This window comes from Candidatus Accumulibacter sp. ACC012 (assembly GCF_907163155.1).
GTDB lineage: Bacteria > Pseudomonadota > Gammaproteobacteria > Burkholderiales > Rhodocyclaceae > Accumulibacter > Accumulibacter delftensis.
Genome location: NZ_CAJQUC010000016.1, coordinates 174,591 through 192,402 on the forward strand (window position 1 = coordinate 174,591; position 17,812 = coordinate 192,402).

Genomic DNA, 17,812 nt, shown 5'->3' on the forward strand with positions numbered 1-17,812 from the left:
AGCACGCAACCGTTCCGCGGAGCGGCCGCTGGCGCTCTCTGACGGTCGAGGTGCAAGGAAGGGGGAAGACTGCCGGGCAAAGCGCTTTCGTGCTTGCGCCCTGCGCGCTCGGCGCAGGCAGTCCTCGGTCTTAGAGCATGTTCTCCAGAAACGCCCGCGTACGCGGATGTTCGGGGGCGGCAAACAGCTCCTTCGCCGGACGCGCTTCGACAATTTCGCCGCCGTCCATGAACACCACGCGGCTGGCCACCTCGCGTGCAAAAGCCATCTCGTGCGTCACCACCAGCATCGTCATCCGTTCTTCGGCCAACTCGCGGATGGTGCGCAAGACTTCGCCGGTGAGTTCCGGATCGAGCGCCGAGGTCGGCTCGTCGAAAAGCATGATGTCCGGCTCCATGGCCAGCGCCCGGGCAATCGCCACGCGCTGCTTCTGGCCACCCGAGAGCCGCGCCGGGTAGCTATCGCGCTTGTCGAGCAAGCCAACTTTACGCAACAGCTCGTCAGCCTTGAGAAGAACGTCCTGGCGACGCAATCCCTTGACCGTCAGCGGTGCTTCGATGAGGTTCTGCAGCACGGTCAAGTGCGGAAAGAGGTTGAAGTGCTGAAAGACCATGCCCATCTTGCGGCAGATGCGCCGCAGTTCGATGTCGGCGACGTAGCGGCAGAGCGCCGTCTCGTCCGTGCCGACGAGGGTTTCGCCTTCGATGTCGATGCGCCCACGGTCGATGGTTTCGAGATGATTGAGGCAACGCAGGAAAGTGCTCTTGCCCGATCCGGAGGGACCAATGATCGCCACGACTTCGCCCTTACCGACGTCCAGCGAGACGCCCTTGAGTACTTCCACCGCAGCAAAGCGCTTGTGCACGTCGAGCGCGTGAATCATCGGGCTATTCATCGTACACCGCGTACTTCTTTTCCAGATGCTGGAAAGCGAGCGTCAGCACCAGCGTCATCACCAGATAGAAAGCCGCGGCGACGATGAAAGGCGTGGTTGTGAAATCGCGCTGGACGATGCCGCGCGCGGCGCGCAGCAGGTCGTTCATGGCCAGCACGTAAATCAGCGAAGTGTCCTTGACCAGGGTGATGGTCTCGTTGCTCAGCGGCGGCAGGATGCGCTTGAAGACCTGCGGCAGCACGATGCGGCGCATCGTTTGCGTGTAGCTCAAGCCAAGCACGCGCGCGCCCTCGTACTGACCGCGGTCGATCGACTGGATGCCGGCGCGAAAAATCTCGGCATAGTAGGCCGCATAGTTGAGAACGAAGGCGACGATCGCCGCCGTGAAGTCCGGCAGGCGAATGCCGATCACCGGCACGAAGGGCAGGGCGAAATAGATGAACAGCATCTGCAGCATCAAGGGCGTGCCGCGCATCAGCCAGATGTAGCCGTTGACCAGGCCGCTGACGGCAGCAAGCCGCGAAACGCGCAGCAGCGCCAGGCACAAGCCGAACGGTACCGCCAGAACGAAGGTAATGACAAAAACCTGCAGGGTGACCCCTGTGCCTTCGAGCAGGGGACCCATTATTTGCATCACATAATCCATGCGCTATTTCTCAACAGCCGATGTGGGGCGGCTAGCGGGCGACCATCCCCCGCCAACCGTCCGGGCTATTTCTTGATGATGTCCTTGCCGAACCATTTCGTCGAAATGGCGGCGGCGGAACCATCATTCTTCATTTCATCCATCGCCTTCTGCAGCCTGGCCATCAGCTCGGTGTCCTCCTTGCGAGTACCGACGCCGTAGTCTTCGGTCCCGAAGTTCTCCTCGAGCACGCGGTACTCACCGGGCTTCTTGGTGGTGTAGTAGCGCCCGACCACCTCGTCGACCACCAGCGCATCGAGTCGGCCAACGCTGAGATCCATCAGCGCCGTCACGTTGTCACCAAACTTCTTCAGTTCCTGCAGCGACTTGGCCGTCGCAGCATCCTTCTCGACCGCTTCGATGGCGCTGCTGCCGTCCTGAACGCCGACCACCTTGCCGGCCAGGTCGGCTTTGCTGTTCACCGGCGACCCTTCGGTGACAATGATGATCTGGCGGTTTTCGAGATACGGCGTGGTGAACAGGATCTTTTCCTTGCGCGCCTCGGTGATCGTCAAACCGTTCCACAGGACGTCCACCCGCTTGCTGCTCAACTCGGCTTCCTTGGCATTCCAGTCGATCGGTTTGAAGCTCACCTCGGCGCCCAGGCGCTTGCCGGCTTCGCTGGCCAGATCGATATCGAAACCGACCAGGGTATTGCTTTCGTCACGAAAGCCCATCGGCGGAAAATTGTCGTCCAGTCCGACGACGATCATTGCCGCCGGTGCCGGTGCTGCTGCGGCGTTTTGCGGCGTGGCTTCTTTCTTGCCACAGGCGGCGAGCAGTGTTACGGCCAGAAGGGCGACGATCATTAGCGAGGTCTGTTTTTTCATGTCTTTTCTTCAAGAATGCGTGGAAAGGGCGGCATGATAACAGGGTCTGGCGCTGGCTTCGCTCAGACTCCCCGCTGCAGGAGCGTCCGCGCGCCGTCATCCTCGTCTTCGGCCTCGCTGCTCCCGGCAAAACTCAGCCCACGCGCCTCGCGCAACAGCACCTCGAACTCCTCGCTCGGCAGCGGCCCGCTGAAGTAAAAACCCTGCAGTTCGTCGCAACCGCGCTCGCGCAGAAATGCCAGCTGCGCCTCGGTCTCGACGCCTTCGGCGATGACCTTCACCCCCAGGCTCTTGGCCATGGCGATCACCGCCAGCGCGACGGCCGCCGCGGTCCGGTCGCTGAGAATGTCACGCACGAAGCAGCGGTCGATCTTGATCCGGTCGACGGTGATGCGCAGCAGATGGGCCAGCGACGAGAAGCCGGTACCGAAGTCGTCCATGGCCATCGTCACCCCGGCCTGGCGAATCTTCTGCAAGATCGCGGTCACCCGGCCGATATCCTGCAGAGCGAGGCTTTCCGTCAGTTCAACTTCGAGGGCCCCGCCGTCCAGCCCGGCGCGGGCGAGCGCGGCGGCCAGCTGTTCGGCCAGATCGTCACTCTGGAACTGTCGCGCCGACAGATTGATCGCCAGCCGGGGCGTCGCCAGGCCAGCGTCCCGCCAGGCGCGCACTTGCTGGCAGGCAGTTTCGATGACCCATTGACCAATCGGCACGATCAGGCCGCTGTCCTCGGCAAGGGTGATGAAATCCTTGGGGGCAATCATCCCGCGCGCGGGATGCCGCCAGCGCAACAGCGCTTCCGCGCCGACGATTTTGCCGCTGAGCAGATCGACCTGCGGCTGGTAGTGGAGCTCGAGCTCGCCACGCTCGAGCGCGCGCCCGAGATCCGCTTCCATGGCCAATTGCCCGGCGACCCGCTCGTTCATCTCGGCCTGGTAGAAATGGAAGGAGCCGCGGCCTCTGGCCTTGGCGCGATGCATCGCCGCGTCGGCGTTCTTCAACAGGGTTTCCGGATCGCGACCGTCACGCGGGAAAAGACTGGCGCCGATACTGCAACTGATCGCCAACGCATGCCCGTCGAGGTCTATCGGCTGTGCCACTTTTTCCAGGATGCGCGCGATGACGCGCGCCACTTCTTCCTCACCGAGCGGATCGGCCAGGATCATCACGAACTCATCGCCGCCAAGGCGGGCGACAGTGTCCCCGTCGCGCACACTGTCGGCGAGCCGCTCGGCGACGATACGCAGCAACTGGTCGCCATAGCCGTGCCCGTGGCTGTTATTGACCCGTTTGAACTGGTCGATATCGACAGCCAGCAGAGCCAGGCTCGAATCGTGCCGTTCGGCATAGGCAATCGCCTGCTGCTGACGGTCGCGCAGCAGGTTGCGGTTGGGCAAACCGGTCAGCGAGTCATGGTTGGCCTGGTGTTCGAGCTCTTCTTCGTAACGCCGACGCTCACTGATATCGTGGAAGACACTGACGAAGTGGCCGAGCGTGCCATCGGCCGAGCACACCGGCGAGACGTTCAGTTCGACCCACAGCGGCGACCCGTCCTTGCGCAAACAACGCAGCGTCACCTGCGTAGCGCGGCGCTCGCGCAGCGCCTGACTCAACTCGTTGAGCGCCAACTGATCGTGGTCGCCAGCGAGCAGAAAACGGCCGCTGTTGCCGAGCACTTCGCCGGCGCCATAACCAGTGATCGCTTCAAAGCCAGGATTGACGTAGGTAATCGGGTGATCGTGCTTGAGCGCATCGGTGATCATGACGCCGTTCGCTGACGCTTCGACAGCACGCTTGAGGAGCCGCATGCCAGCTTCGGCGCGCTGCGCGAAAATCCCGTAGGCCAGGTCGTCGGCGAGATCTTCGAGTACCTCGCAGGCGGCTTCATCGAAGCCTTGTGGCTCCGGCGTCAACAAGTTGAGCACTCCGATCGCCACGCCGCGGCCGAACAGTGGCAGGGCAATCGCCGCGCGCTGCCCGCGGTCGGCGAGGTCACCACTCCAATCGGCGAGGCCGCCAGCCGACCCAAACAGACAGGTCAGTGCCTGAGCCTGCTCAAGGGCAGGGAGCGTGAGCTGCTCGCGAAAGCCGCGCCGCCACAGATCGCCGTCCAGGGAAGACGCAACGACCAGCGCTGCCGGTTCAGCCGCAAGTCGAGCATCGCTGCTGCTACAATCGACAAGCTCGACCCACACCGCCGAATAGCCGCCTTGTCGATGCAGGCGGTCAACGATCCCGGCGATCATCTCGCTCTCGCTGCCGGCGCGCACCAGCGCCGCGTTGCAATCGTGGATCAGACGCAGCGAGGCATTCAGCCGCCGCAGTGCCAGCGCCTGGCGGTCGCGTTCGCTGACGTCACGAACGGCGCAGGTGACGATCGTTCCGGAGGCTTCGATGATGTAGCTCAGGCTGATCTCGGCGGGAAAGACGCTGCCATCGCGACGCTGTCCGGCGAGATGCGTGAGGCGCCTGCTGCCGTGGCGCGGCTGCGCGTCAAAGTGGGCGCGGTGCTCACCATGCGCCGCACGCTTTGACTCCGGAACCAGCAGGTCGATGCATAGTCCGCTCAGGGAACCCGGACGATAGCCGAACATCCGTTCGGCGCTGCTGTTGGCGAGCAGGATGCTGCCGGCCGCATCGACCAGAAAAATGGCGTCCGCGGCCGCTTCGAGTACGCCACGGTAGCGCGCCTCGGCGGCCGCCAGAGCAACCAGGCTGCGCGTTCCCTCAGCAGCCTCCGGCGGCTCGGCAAGAGGCGCCGGTGAGCCAGGCGAGACGTCAGCTTTCATGCGCTCAGCTCAGCCAGCACGCGCGGCAATTCAGGCACCAGATTGGACTTGCAAACGTAGGCGTCGACGCCGATCGCCGCCGCCGCTTGCCGATACTCAGGCGTCGCATGCAGAGAAAGAATCAGCAACTTGACGTCCGCGCATCGCGCGCGAATCCGCTGCGCGGTCTCAAGACCATTGAGGCCAGGCATCGCGATGTCGAGAATGACGACATCGGGGTGCTCGCTGGCGAGAAACTGCAGCGCTTCTTCCCCGGAGCCGACGCTCGCGGCTATCTCGAAACCCAGCCCGCGCAGCAGGCGGCCCAGCAACTTGCGAAATTCGGGAGAGTCATCAACCAACAACACCTTGATCACGCGCATGACAGCCATCCACAGCATTGAAGATGGCTGTCAGTCTGGCGGCTGCGACGGCCCGGCGCCATCGGGCAATCCCCCAGACTCGACCAGAAAAATCCCGGTCGGCAATCGCCCCAGGCGCGGACAAGCCTAAGCGGAGGCGGAAACCAGTCCGTTGCGAATGGCGTAGCGGGTCAGGCCAGCGACCTCGTGTATTCCCAGCCGCTCCATGATCTGGGCGCGGTGCGACTCGACGGTCTTGGTGCTGATACCGAGATCAAAAGCGATCTCCTTGACCCCGCTGCCGGCAGCGATACGGCAAAGGATCTCGCGTTGGCGCGGCGTCAGGGCATCGGCGGCCGGCGGGTCACCGTTGAGACGGGCAAGATAGCCGTCGACCACCTGCCGCGAAATGCGTGGCGATAGCCAGCTTTCGCCACGCATTACCGCGCGCAGCGCGAGTTCCAGTTCGATCGGCGCCGCGTCCTTGATCAGGTAGCCGGTGGCACCGGCCTGTAGCGCCTGCAGCACGTACTCGGCATCGCTGTGCATCGACAATACAATCACCCGTACCGCCGGATAGTGGCGACGGATTTCGGCGGTCGCCAGCAGCCCGTTCATGTCCTTCATGGCGATGTCGATCAGCAGCACGTCCGGCAGACACTCACCGACGCGCGCGATGGCGCCACCGCCGTCGTCCGCTTCGCCGACGACTTCGACGCCGTTGACGCCGCCCAGCAGCGAACGAATGCCGGCGCGCACGAGGCCGTGGTCGTCGGCGAGAACGACGCGGATGCACGCACTCATTGACGCGCTCCGGACAGTGGCAGCGGCAGCGTCACGCGCAGCTCGCTGCCGGCGCGTCGCGCAGGCTCCGAAAGCAGCTCCAGCTGCCCGCCGACAAGCGCCGCGCGTTCCTGCATCGAGAGCAGACCGAGGCTCTTGCCGCGCGCCGCACCGGCAAGAGCCGCTGCGGCATCAAAGCCACGGCCGTCGTCGCGCACGGACAGCACCAGCAAGCCTTTTGCAAGCCGCAGTTCGAGCGCCAGCGCACTCGCCCCAGCGTGGCGGACGGCATTGTTCAGCGCCTCCTGGGCGATGCGGAAGCAGGCGATGGCAATCTCCTCCGGCGGCTGCGGCATGCCTTCATCGGCAATAAAGCGCGCCTTCAGTCCGGCCTGGCGGCAGGTGCTGTCGAGATGCGCGCGCAGCGCCGGCAGCAGACCCAGGTCGTCGAGCTGCGGCGGGCGTAGCTCGACCGACAGGGCGCGTACACGCTGCAGGGTGCGATCGGCGATGTCGGCGGCTTCTTGAACTTCGTCCCGGTCGCCGTCCGCAGGCCAGGGTCGCATGCCTAGCAGCACGATTTTTATCATCGTCAGGTTCTGCCCGATGTCGTCGTGCAGATCGCGGGCCAGGCGCCGCCGTTCCTCTTCCTGCACGCCGATCAGCCGTGCCGAGACCTCGTGCAGGCGATCGAGAGCGCTACGCAACTCGGCCTCCGCACGCTGTCGACGCTCATCGGCGCTGAATTTATCGAGCGCAAAGGAGATGTCGCTGGCCAACTCGCCGAGCAGTTCGATCAATTCCTCGTCGAAATAAGCGACTTCGCCAGCGTAGAGGCTGAAGACGCCGACCACTGCACCAGCGCGGCGGATCGGAAACACCGCCGCAGCGGCGATGCCCGCCGCCCTGGCACGTTCCTGCCAGGGGCCCGTACGCGGGTCGTTCAGGAAGTCGTTGCAGATCGCCGGGCGACCATCGCGCATGGCAGCGCCGTCAGGGCCGTGCCCCTCCGCCCGCTGCGCGTCGATCGCAATGCGCAGCCCGCGCAGGTATTCGCCGGCCATGCCGGAATCGGCGACGACCTCGATCCAGCCGTCGGCGTCGAGCAGGCCGACCCAGGCACCGTCGACTTCGCCGTGGCGGACGACGATTTCGCAGGCGCTGACCAGCAAGGCCGCGGCCGATTCGGCGTGCATGATCGCCTGATTGATCTGCGCAACGGCGTTGAAAAAACCACTCAGCCGGCGCAGGCGCCGCTCGGCCTCCTTGCGCCCACTGATGTCGCGGGCAATGGCGAAGACGCCCACCGTCTCGCCGGCAATGCGCAGACAGCCCTTGGTCGTCAGATAGGTGCGCTCGCCGCCGCCAGCGCCGCTGATTTCCTCCTCGCAGGTCTCGGTCGCCGCCGCCGACATCAGGCGCCGGTCGTCGGCGCGCAGGCGGGCAGCCATCCGGGCCGGGAAGAGCTCCTCGTCACGATGGCCGAGAATGCCCTGGCGCTGCCGCCCGAGCAAACGTTCCACGGCACCGTTGCAGAGGATGTAGCGGCCGTCGGAATCCTTGGCGGAGATGCAGTCGGTCGAACCCTCGACGAGCGCCGCCAGCGTTGTCGCCAATTCGTCGATACGGCGCTCCTGGTGCTCGGCTTCGAGAAGCAACAAGGCCTCGTGCTGGTGCCGCTGCAGTGCCAGCTCAATCGCCAATTGCAGCTCGCGGTCGCTATAGGGTTTGATGAGATAAGCATGCGGCGCGGTGATGCGCGCACGCGCGAAGCGCTCCTCGTCGGCGTAGGCGGTCAGATAGAGCAGTGGCACACGTTGCTCGTCGATAATCACCCGCGCCGCGTCGATGCCGTCTACGGCACCAGGTAGAACGATGTCCATCAACACCAGGTCGGGCCGCTCACGCGCCGCCGCAGCCACCGCCTCCTCGCCAGAGGCCACCGGCCCGGCGACAGTGAAACCGAGCGCGGCCAGGCGCAGCGCCAGGGCCCGGGCAATGAGTGCATCGTCCTCGACGACCAGGATGCGTTTGCCCGCCGGCATGCTGTCGTTCATGCTCTGTCTCCGGGGAGTGCGCCGCCAAGCTCGAGGCGATTGCAGCCCAGGCGCTTGGCGAGCAAGGCGCTGGCGCTCATTCGTCGTCGCCGACGACCAGCACAGGCGCCGGCCGTAGCGCCGGAGCAGCCGCCAAACCGCCCACGCTTTCGGCGCCCACTGTCGTGCTGATCAGCAAGGGCGCCGCGTCCACCGCCGCCTTCAGCGTCGCCAGAAGGCGAGCGAAGGTCTCCCTGGCACTGGCACTGCCCACGACTCGTGCTGCCGGCTCGGCCTGCAGCTGGCGCGCCAGCGCCTCCATCTGGAGGGCCGTTGCGCCGAGCGCGGGGTGATCGAAAGTTCCGGCGGCGCCAGCGAGACGATGCGCGGCGGCAGACAGTTCGCGCAGCGCCGCTTCCCAACCCTCCCTGCCCGCCACATCCGCGCAATCCGTCCAGCTCGCGCCGAGAGCCTTCACCGCAGCCTCGATCTGGCCCACTCGCGCCGGCAGCGAGCGCTGGAATTCCTCGCCCAGCTCGGCCAGTTGCGCCGCCAGTTGGGCGGCAGCAGCGGCGGGCAATTCAGGCATCGCGAGCCTCCCAGAACATGCGCACCTGATCGGCCAGCGCCATCGGATCGAAAGGCTTGGTAATCACACCCAAGGCGCCCTCTGCCTTGAGCGCCGCGACCTCGCCGGGCAGCGCGCGCGCGGTCATGAAGATCGCCGGCACGAACTCCGTTTGCGACTGCGCACGCAAAGCGCGCAAGGTCGCCGGCCCGTCCATGCCCGGCATCATGACGTCGAGCAGTAGCAGATCGGGCGCGAAGTCGCGCACACGCAGCAGCGCCTCGTCTCCGGAAGCGGCGACCTCGACCTCGAAACCGCCGACGGCCTCCAGCGCCAACTTGGCGACCGTGCGAATATCGACTTCGTCCTCGACATAAAGTATCCGTTGCAAGCTAGCGCTCATCGTCGTTCTCCTTATTGTCATGCTTCTCCTGCTCTTCCCCGTCGACCGTCACCGGCCGCCGCCGGACTCCGGCTGCTGCAGCCGATTCCTCTGCTCGAGCCGCGTGCGCCGGCTGCGTCAACTCACGGACGATCTGTAGCAGCCGCTCGTTGGAGGTACGCGACTTGACGAGGCTGGCGGCGACCGCCTGCTGCACATCGACTCGAGTCGCGGTGTCGCTGGCAGAAAAGACGACCACCGGTGGCGGATGCTCCAGTCCCTGGATCACTGGCAGAAGTTCCAGCCCCGAGCCGTCCGGCGAGCCAAGATCGAGAATGACCACATCGAAAGTCCGCGTCGCCAGTTCGTCCTTGGCAGTGGACAGCGTACGCGCCTCATTGATTTCTGCCAGGCTGCCGAACTGGGCGGCAACGATGTGCACCAGATCGGCGTCGTCCTCGACATGCAGGATGCGCGCGCACCGCGACGCCGGCGCGTGAATCGCCCGCTTCAGCGCGGCAGTAAGTCGCTGCACATCGACCGGCTTGTCGAGCCAGTCGACCACCGCCAGGGCGCCACCGAGCGCTGGCGTCGCCAGATCGTGCGATCCTGAGACGACCACTACCGGCACCACGAAACCGCCCTTGGCGGCACGCAGGCTGCTCAGCAGGTCGCTACCGGTCTCGTCGGGCAGAGCCATGTCGAGCGTCATCGCCGCGTACTGACGGCTGCCGAGATACTCTCTAGCCTGCGCCGCACTTGCTGCCAGATCGACCTCGTATCCGGCACGCTTCAACACCGTCGCCAGGAGCTGCGCGACGGCAGCATCGTCTTCGCAAACGAGTACCCGTGGTGCGTCGGCGCTCGCCAGCGGCACGATCATTGACGGGCTCTCGGCCATGACCTCCGGCAACTCGAACCAGAAACGGGCGCCCTGACCCGGCTCGCTGCTGAAGCCGATGGCACCGCCCATGCGCTCGACCAGCGCCTTCGAGATCGACAGGCCAAGACCCGAACCGCCCTTGGCGCGCGTCGTCGACCCGTCGGCCTGCGAAAACTTCTCAAAAATCCGCGCCCAAAAGGCCTCCGGGATGCCTGGGCCATGATCGGCAACTTCTATGCGCAGGCAATCGCCGCGGCGCAGCAAGGAGACCTCGACCGCCTTGCCAGGCGGCGAAAACTTGGCCGCGTTCGAGAGCAGATTGGCAAGCACCTGCAGAAAACGATCGGCGTCGATGCGCGCCCTGGCCTCGGCAAGGCGAGCGACGAGTTCGAGGCGCACCTCATGCTGTACGGCAAAGCCCTGGTTCGCCACCAGCGCCTGCTCGATCAAGGGCAACAGCGGCTGCGTCGCGAACTGGAAGCTCATCCTGCCCGAGGCAATTCTTTCAATATCGAGAATATCGTTGATCAGGTCGACCAGGCGATCGCAGTTGTTGGCGGCGATACCGATCAGCGCTTTCGCCGGCGCCGGCAGTTGGCCGCCGACGCCGCCTTCGAGCAGGCCCAGCGAACCACGAATCGACGTCAGCGGCGTGCGCAGCTCATGGCTGACCGTGGACACGAACTCATTCTTGAGTTGCTCCATTTTCTTGCGCTCGGTAATGTCACGCGCCAGCCCGATAAAACGGCGGCGGTCGTTCACGACCACTTCGGTCACCGCCAACTCCATCGGAAAACAACTGCCGTCGGCACTCTGGCCAAGGACTTCGCGGCCCAGACCAATGATCTTGCGCACCCCGCTTTGCCGATAAGCACGGAGATAACCGTCATGAGCATTGGCGTAAGGCGCGGGCATCAGCATCTTGACATTGTGCCCGAGCACATCCTTGGTGGCGTAGCCGAAGAGCTTCTCGGCGGCGAGGTTGAAGCTTTCGATCAGCCCCCGCTCGTCGATGGTGATGATCGCATCGAGAGTGTTGTCGAGCACGGCCCGGGTATGGGCCTCCGATTCGCGCAGTTCGTGGGTCATGGCGTCGGCCAGTTCGAGCGCGCGCGCGCGCGATCCGGCGAAGGTCTGCAGGAGGGCGAACAGCAGGATGCTGACCAGCGCACCGCCAGCGAGAACCACCGTCGCAGTACGCTGGACTGCGGCCGGCGCGGCGTTGGCAGCAATGCGCAGTCGCCACTGTCGACCGGCGAAATTGAGCAGCATTTCGCTGCTGTAAGGCGCGCCCTCGACCTTGCTCGCCGAGGGCGACAAGCGCAGCAGGGGCTGCGCGTCAGCAACGCCGCCCGCGGCTGTGCCAACGAGGCCGACATCGTCGACCGCCAGGTCGAGGCGCTGCGCATCGTCGCCGAAAATGCCGCGGGCCAGGTCCTCCATGCGAAAGGCCGCGTAAACGACACCAAGGAAAGCTTCCTGTCGTTCGTCCATCGTCGCTATCGGCGCCGCATTACGGTAGATCGGCAAGATCAACAGAAAGCTGGCCTGCCGGCCGGTTTCCTGGGCCAGGATCAGCGGCGCCGTGGCCGCCGCTGCGCCAGTCGCGCGCGCGCGCTCGGCGGCGCCTCGACGCGCGCTTTCGCTGAGCATGTCAAGGCCCATAGCGGCTTCGTTACCCTGCGCCGGTTCGGTGTACTCGATGGCCAGGTACTCCGGCCGCGCGCCTGGTGGGCGGAGCGCAAATGCCGGATATCCCTCGGCAACGAGGTGGCGATCAGCACGAACAGCCGCGAGGAACGCAGCACGCTCGGCGAGCGCAACGCGGCGCGCAAAACCGACCACCTGAAAGCCGGGGAGACGCTCGGTGAGTTCGAGACGGGCGACATAGCGATGGAACTCGCTACGGTCGACTTCGGCAGAGCCGGCGAAAAAGCCCTGCAGCCCGCGCAACACCCCTTCGTAAGCATCGAGTCGTTTGTCTAGCTGCAGCACACGTATCGCCGAAGCCTGTTCGAACTCCTGCCGGGCTTCGCTTTCCGCGATGCCGGTGGCCCACTGCGCCGCCCAGGCGGTCAAGGCCAGACCAGCGAAGAGAGAAAGCACTGCGCTACGTTGCATGCTGAACCATGCCATTTACGACCTCCGCCGCCAGCCCCCGTCCACGCGCCGCACGAAGCAGCCACCTGCGCGGCACATAGCACCCTCCCGGGCACGACCATTCAATAGCCGTATGACGAGTATAGGGGCGGCAGTAAACAGCGGTCAATCAAGGTTTTTCTGACGGCGTGGCGATGTCGCCAGCGGCAGCCCGTTGCACTCCCGGCACTGCCGGTCGGCCACCCACTAATCGATCGGCAACTTGTTCGAGCCGCGCCTTTCGCGCACACTGGCGACCTTCAAGGGAGCCCGCGCATGGCACTGAAAGCCACCATTTTCAAAGCTGAACTGACCATTTCCGATACCGATCGCGGCTACTACGCCACGCACGCACTGACCCTCGCCCGCCATCCCTCCGAAACCGACGAACGCATGATGGTGCGCCTCCTGGCCTTTGCCCTGCATGCCAGCGACAGCCTGCAGTTCACCACCGGGCTGTCCACCGAAGGTGAACCCGATCTCTGGCAAAAATCGCCGACCGATGAATTGATTTATGGATTGACGTCGGCCTGCCCGATGAAAAACACCTGCGCAAGGCCTGCGGGCGAGCGCGGCAGGTGGTCGTCTATGCCTATGGTGGCCACAAAGCCGGCATCTGGTGGGCGAAAATCAGCAATGCACTCGCCCGCTGCGAGAACCTGAGCATTTTCCAGCTACCGCGCGAAGCGACGAGCGAACTCGCGGCGCTGGCCGAACGCGGCATGAACATCACCTGCATGATCAGTGATGGCCAGATGTGGCTGAGCGACGCAAGGAAAAACGTCGCTGTCGAGCCGACGGCGTGGATGCATGCCGGCGCCGACAAGTGATGGCGCCACGCACTCAGGACGGCGACGGCAGCTCGCCAATCACCGCCTCGATCTCGGCCAGCGGCAGATCGAAGAAGCGGGCGATTTCGCCGGCGCCCTGCCCCTGCGCCAGACGTTCACGGACGTCGGCTTTCCAGCCATCGAGCCCCAGGCTCAGCGAACGACCGGCCTGTTCGCCGGCCAGCGCCTCGCCGCCGAAGTCGACATACTTGTTGGCATAGCCACGCGGGGTAATCATCAGGCCATCCTGAACGAAAGTGCTGCTGTTGCCGATCAACACAGTGGTCAACATGCCAATCTCGCATTCGGCCATTTGCGCCAGGGTGCTCATCTGGATGGCTTGTTTCTTGCGATACGCGGACTTGACGACGGCCACCGGCGTCTCTGGCGAGCGATGGCGCAGCAGGATGCGCTGCGCCTCGACAATCTGGCCGGTGCGCCGACCGCTCTTGGGGTTGTAGAGGGCGAGGACGAAATCGGCGTGCGCCGCGGCGTCGAGCCGGCGGGCAATGACCGGCCACGGGGTGAGCAGATCGGACAGCGAGATCGAGCAGAAATCGTGCGTCAGCGGCGCGCCGACCAGCGCCGCGCAGGCCGACAGCGCCGTCGCGCCGGGAACGACTTCGACCTCGATTCCCGAGCCGGGCCGCCAGCCGCTTTGCAGGAGGACCCTCGTAAGTCGGTCCGGCCATCCCGTAGACGCCGATGTCACCCGACGAAATGACTGCTGCGATCTTGCCCTGGCGGGCGTGCTCCCAGGCTTCGTTGCAACGATCGATCTCTTCTGTCATGCCTTTGCGGATCACCAGTTTGCCGTCCAGCAGCTCCTTCACCAGTTTGATGTAGGTGGCGTAGCCGATGACCACGTCGGCCTCGGCGATCGCCGCGCGCGCGCGGTAGCTCATGTGTTCCTGGCGCCGGGGCCGAAACCGATGAGGATGATTTTTCCTGCTTCCTGATGGGGTCAGTGGCGTTCATTGGGACTCATTGGTGATTGGTGATTGCTGAATTCGGGAAATGGAGAGGGTGCGTTGCGCCGTCGGCCGCGCTAAGCGGTGTTTTCGAACATCAGATCGGCCTGTCGGGCCACCGGCGAGCAAGTTGCCGCTTCGCAGACCAGCAGCCTGTGCGATGAATGTGCTGCGCACGGTTCCGAGGGGTTGGGAACATCCCACGGGCAGCCGGTTCGGCTGCCGGGTTAAAAGCAGACGCGACAGCCGCGCTCCGCGACCAGATGCAGCAGGCCGACTTAATCTGCCTTAAGGTCGAGGCTGTGGCACACCGCCGTTGCACATCGCGAGTGTGCCCGCCGCACGCCAAACAGCGCCTCATCGACGGCCTGGGCAATGGTCGCGCAGGCGGCCGCGGTCGCAGACCAGGCCAACGCTGCGAGAGCCGGCCGCGCGGTTTTACGCTGGCCAGTCTCCGTCAAGGACACATTCACCGGCCGGTAAGATTGAGTCTGCCTTGCCGGCCAGCCGCTCAGCATAGGCTTCCGGCAATGGCGCGCTGGCTGATAAAGAGCACGCCGGCGACGCCTATCGGAGAGCGACATCTTCGATGGCGCCCGAAGCGTTGCAGGGTGGCGGAAGGGGCCACTGCGGCCGTTGGCATGCTGCGCCAACCAGTCGCCGCTGCCGTCTTCGGGAAACGGCGACAGATTCATCATGACCACCGACGGCGATGGACACGAACGATGGCCGGCTGCTTAGGCCTCGATCTTAAAGCAAGCTCGCGGACGAGGAGGTACTACGCCAGAGTCATGGGGCGCGCGTCGAGGCAGTGGCACGCCAGCCGTCGCCCAGGGCGAGCGAGCGGCCAGGTGTACGGCCAGGCCGCATGGGCGCCGCCGACAGGCCCGGAGAGCCCCGGAATGACGAAACGGCCGGCCGATGTCGAGACCACGAAACCGAGGACTCAGTGTCCTTGTTGGACCAGAGCGGCCGATCAGGCGAACGGACGGCACCTAGCGAGAACAATTGCAGACGACCCGTGAAAGCGGCGAAACAGCGCTGGACCTGTCACCGACATTTACCGCTGTAGCAAAGTGTGCGGAGCCGGCGCATACGGCTTCGGCCTCGGACGAAACTTTCTCGGGCGCGAACCAGGGACGCCCCGGGCAGCGCCGTGAAGACATTGCCGGACCAGGGCCATGCATGCAAGGTGATGGACACACGAGGCCAGCTCATGCAAGCGCGTGCCAGCGATTCCTGCGCGTGAGGCAACCACCGGCCGGCCAATCGCCGCGCACACGTCGTGGGGTGGTGCACAGCATCAGCGACAGGGTTAATGGGCTTTCCACTTTAAGGTGGGCATTACGCGGACGATGCGACTCGTCGGGCGCGCCCCCGACTTTTCGACGACGAAGCACGGTGTGCCAAGCAGGCCGCGCCTTTCGAGCAGCAGTCGATGACTTCGTCGAGCAGGGGGCTTGACTTGAGCAAGACCAGCGTATCGAATTCGTCAGAGAATATGGGTAGATTGACGGCAACGCCGAGGCGGCGGGGATCACCGCACAGGGGTTTAGATCCTTCATCGGACAGGGTGTGCCGGTACTCGATCGGCGGCACGAAGGAGCTGACGCAGGGATGGTCTCGACGAGCAATTCGGCGCCAGTTCGCGACGACGCGCGCTGGTGGACCAAAAGTGAAAAGAAAGGCGAGGACGTCGCCTGCGACCAAGGAACACCAGGTCGCGCCCAGGGCGGAGCAGGTTCCGACGGTTGCGCGCGGCAGCGCGCGCCCAGGACTTGGCGGAGAATCGCCGGCTCGGGGTCAATCGAAAAACCGTTGCTCGGAATCATCCGGAACAGCGATAACGCCACGCGGACAATGGCCGCGTTAGGAACTCTCCTCGGCTTTTTTCACCGGATAAGCCAGCGCGCGCCGGACTGCAGCGCCGCCCAGGCGCGACGAGTAATCAGTGTCGTGGGTCGCCGGGGCAAAGCGAGGCGCAGATCAGTTTTTTTACATAGGAGGGCATTCTTTTGCCTTTTTGCGATGAGGATCCACAACGGGTTTCTGGGCGCAGCCGGTGATGTCAGAGACGGCGGGCTGCGACTGGCCTGCAATGGATCGAGCTCCCAGAGGGGCGCCGGCCGCAGGTCAGGGTGTGGTGGCCGTTTAGCCAAGTTTTCGATGGGTGAGAAATCATCACCACGCGGCGCCCGGCTTCAGGCGGCCGAGAATCAGCGCGATAGTCGGCGAGTTAGCCGCGGATAAATCCGATGAAAGACGGCGTCCGGGTAAGGCCAGTCAGCGAGATATGCGGCGCCGACTTCGACAGGGTTGTAGTTGCTGAACTGAAAAATACGCGTGGCGCGAGCATGCGCCGCACGGCGACGTTTTCTCGATCGCCCCAGACGTGTCCCTGCGGCGCCCCAGCTGCCGCACGCTCCAGGCCAAACTGATCAGGAAGCCGGCCACTGCGATGTCCCAGACCTCGCGCCGCGGCCAGGCGAACTTGGCGAGCGACAGGGACACGCGCTTCCGCTGGTGATCAAGCCCTTTTCCGGCTGCGCGCTGCAGTACTCGCGGTCTTCGCGACCGAAAGCCCTTGCCCGGAGAGGCTGCAGATGCTCCACCAGCAGGACGTCGCTCGGCAAAACTCCTCGCTCGGCGCCCTCTGCAGGCGTCAGGTCGGGGAAAAGCTGGCTCGTCCGGGCAACAGCAGCCGGCAGGCCAACGACAACTTGACCTCCTGTGCCATGGCGGCGGCGATCAAGGCCCGTGCCTAGCCGCTCGCCGGGGTGTTCTGGGCGCCGGTGGAAAACGGCCAACCAGCGGATACGGGCATTCGCCCCGCAGGCGGATACGAGGCCATGGTCGGCGCCGCGACGAGGGTGCCACTCGCCAGCGCAAGCCGGACCCAGTGGAAGGAGGCAAATGAGCAGGTCTGCAGGGCTTGCGAAAACGTGGCAAGCATCTGACGGTTGGAATCTCCTCTGGGCACCGGCGAACTTCTCGATTTGGGCGGCACCAGATTGCGATCAGCAAGGGCGCCGAGCACGTGGAAAGCGGGTCGAGGTCGGCCCACACGGCGACGATGGCCATCACGGCGAGCGCACGTCCTGGCCCCATCGCCAACCGGCCGAGGCCGCAGTCCATGCGCGCAGTGACTGCTGTGGTAAGTGAGGAGCACAGGCGAGCGTGCGGCGGCGCGATCACCAGTTCGGGCAGCAGCCAGGCGCTGGAGTGCGGCGTCGGACAGCCAGCCCAGCCGTAGTACGGAATGCCGGATTAACGGCACAGGTTCGAGGGGCTTCATGTGTCTTCCACGAACATGTAAACACGGAACTTACGAAAATCGGCAAAACCAGGATGGTCAATAGATAGATTGCCCGGTAGCAGGCTGTAGACTGCGAATGCGCGCCATGGCCAACCGCGGTGGAAAGCTTCGGCCAGCACGAGAACGGCCAGGCGTTCCCCCCGGCGGCAAAACGGCGGTTTCGGCCTTGCGGAGGCGTCGACGGGTCCGCGGCGCGCCGACAGCTCTGCGCCGATTCGTGAGGACATCGCGATCGATTGTTCAGGAGTGTCACGGCCAGGCCCGCGACATCTTGGCCAGTTTGCAACATCGTCCAAAGTAGATGCGGCTATCTGCTGCTTGACCGCGGTCTCACGAACGCGGCCTTGACGAAGTCAACCATCGT

General features: G+C 64.7%; 11 protein-coding genes and 2 pseudogenes. 2 read left to right on the forward strand and 11 right to left on the reverse strand.

The window, feature by feature from the left end; translation table 11 throughout:
- Positions 1 to 130 precede the first annotated feature (130 nt).
- From QZ648_RS16595 to QZ648_RS16640, 10 genes are all read right to left on the reverse strand, one after another.
- Entirely contained in the window at positions 131 to 883 is a 753-nt protein-coding gene (locus QZ648_RS16595) for an amino acid ABC transporter ATP-binding protein (protein WP_291997724.1), read from the reverse strand.
- A 4-nt stretch (positions 884 to 887) separates the two neighbouring features.
- The gene (locus tag QZ648_RS16600) at positions 888 to 1,541 is read right to left on the reverse strand and encodes an amino acid ABC transporter permease (RefSeq protein ID WP_169065742.1); all 654 of its coding nucleotides are present in this window, start codon (positions 1,539 to 1,541) and stop codon (positions 888 to 890) included.
- Between the two features lie 65 nt (positions 1,542 to 1,606).
- Positions 1,607 to 2,410: an amino acid ABC transporter substrate-binding protein gene (locus QZ648_RS16605; RefSeq protein ID WP_291997715.1), complete on the reverse strand. Its 804-nt coding sequence runs from the start codon at positions 2,408 to 2,410 to the stop codon at positions 1,607 to 1,609.
- Positions 2,411 to 2,472: 62 nt separating this feature from the next.
- The gene (locus tag QZ648_RS16610; protein WP_291997716.1) at positions 2,473 to 5,199 is read right to left on the reverse strand and encodes an EAL domain-containing protein; all 2,727 of its coding nucleotides are present in this window, start codon (positions 5,197 to 5,199) and stop codon (positions 2,473 to 2,475) included.
- Positions 5,196 to 5,561 (reverse strand): response regulator transcription factor, encoded by a 366-nt coding sequence (locus QZ648_RS16615; RefSeq protein ID WP_169065744.1) that lies wholly within the window; start codon positions 5,559 to 5,561, stop codon positions 5,196 to 5,198. The genes QZ648_RS16610 and QZ648_RS16615 overlap by 4 nt, the downstream gene beginning before the upstream one ends.
- Positions 5,562 to 5,687: 126 nt before the next feature.
- Positions 5,688 to 6,344 carry a response regulator transcription factor gene (locus QZ648_RS16620; RefSeq protein WP_291997717.1) on the reverse strand — a complete coding sequence of 219 codons (657 nt, stop codon included), beginning with the start codon at positions 6,342 to 6,344 and terminating at the stop codon, positions 5,688 to 5,690.
- Positions 6,341 to 8,380, reverse strand: a complete 2,040-nt coding sequence (locus QZ648_RS16625; protein ID WP_291997718.1) for a GAF domain-containing protein — start codon at positions 8,378 to 8,380, stop codon at positions 6,341 to 6,343. Before QZ648_RS16625 ends, QZ648_RS16620 begins: the two co-directional genes overlap by 4 nt.
- Before the next feature lie 76 nt (positions 8,381 to 8,456).
- Complete coding sequence (locus QZ648_RS16630; protein WP_169065747.1) at positions 8,457 to 8,948, reverse strand: Hpt domain-containing protein; 492 nt, start codon at positions 8,946 to 8,948, stop codon at positions 8,457 to 8,459.
- Positions 8,941 to 9,330 (reverse strand): response regulator, encoded by a 390-nt coding sequence (locus tag QZ648_RS16635; protein ID WP_169065748.1) that lies wholly within the window; start codon positions 9,328 to 9,330, stop codon positions 8,941 to 8,943. Before QZ648_RS16635 ends, QZ648_RS16630 begins: the two co-directional genes overlap by 8 nt.
- Complete coding sequence (locus QZ648_RS16640; protein ID WP_291997719.1) at positions 9,320 to 12,328, reverse strand: CHASE domain-containing protein; 3,009 nt, start codon at positions 12,326 to 12,328, stop codon at positions 9,320 to 9,322. Before QZ648_RS16640 ends, QZ648_RS16635 begins: the two co-directional genes overlap by 11 nt.
- A 279-nt stretch (positions 12,329 to 12,607) precedes the next feature.
- On the opposite strand from QZ648_RS16640, the pseudogene QZ648_RS16645 reads away from it, so the two are divergent.
- Positions 12,608 to 13,161 (forward strand): annotated as a pseudogene (locus tag QZ648_RS16645) (YaeQ family protein).
- A gap of 13 nt (positions 13,162 to 13,174) precedes the next feature.
- Here QZ648_RS16645 and cobJ read toward each other — a convergent pair.
- Positions 13,175 to 14,101 (reverse strand): annotated as a pseudogene (gene cobJ, locus QZ648_RS16650) (precorrin-3B C(17)-methyltransferase).
- A 2,634-nt stretch (positions 14,102 to 16,735) separates the two neighbouring features.
- On the opposite strand from cobJ, the gene QZ648_RS16655 reads away from it, so the two are divergent.
- Entirely contained in the window at positions 16,736 to 16,897 is a 162-nt protein-coding gene (locus QZ648_RS16655; protein ID WP_291997720.1) for a hypothetical protein, read from the forward strand.
- Positions 16,898 to 17,812 lie beyond the last annotated feature (915 nt).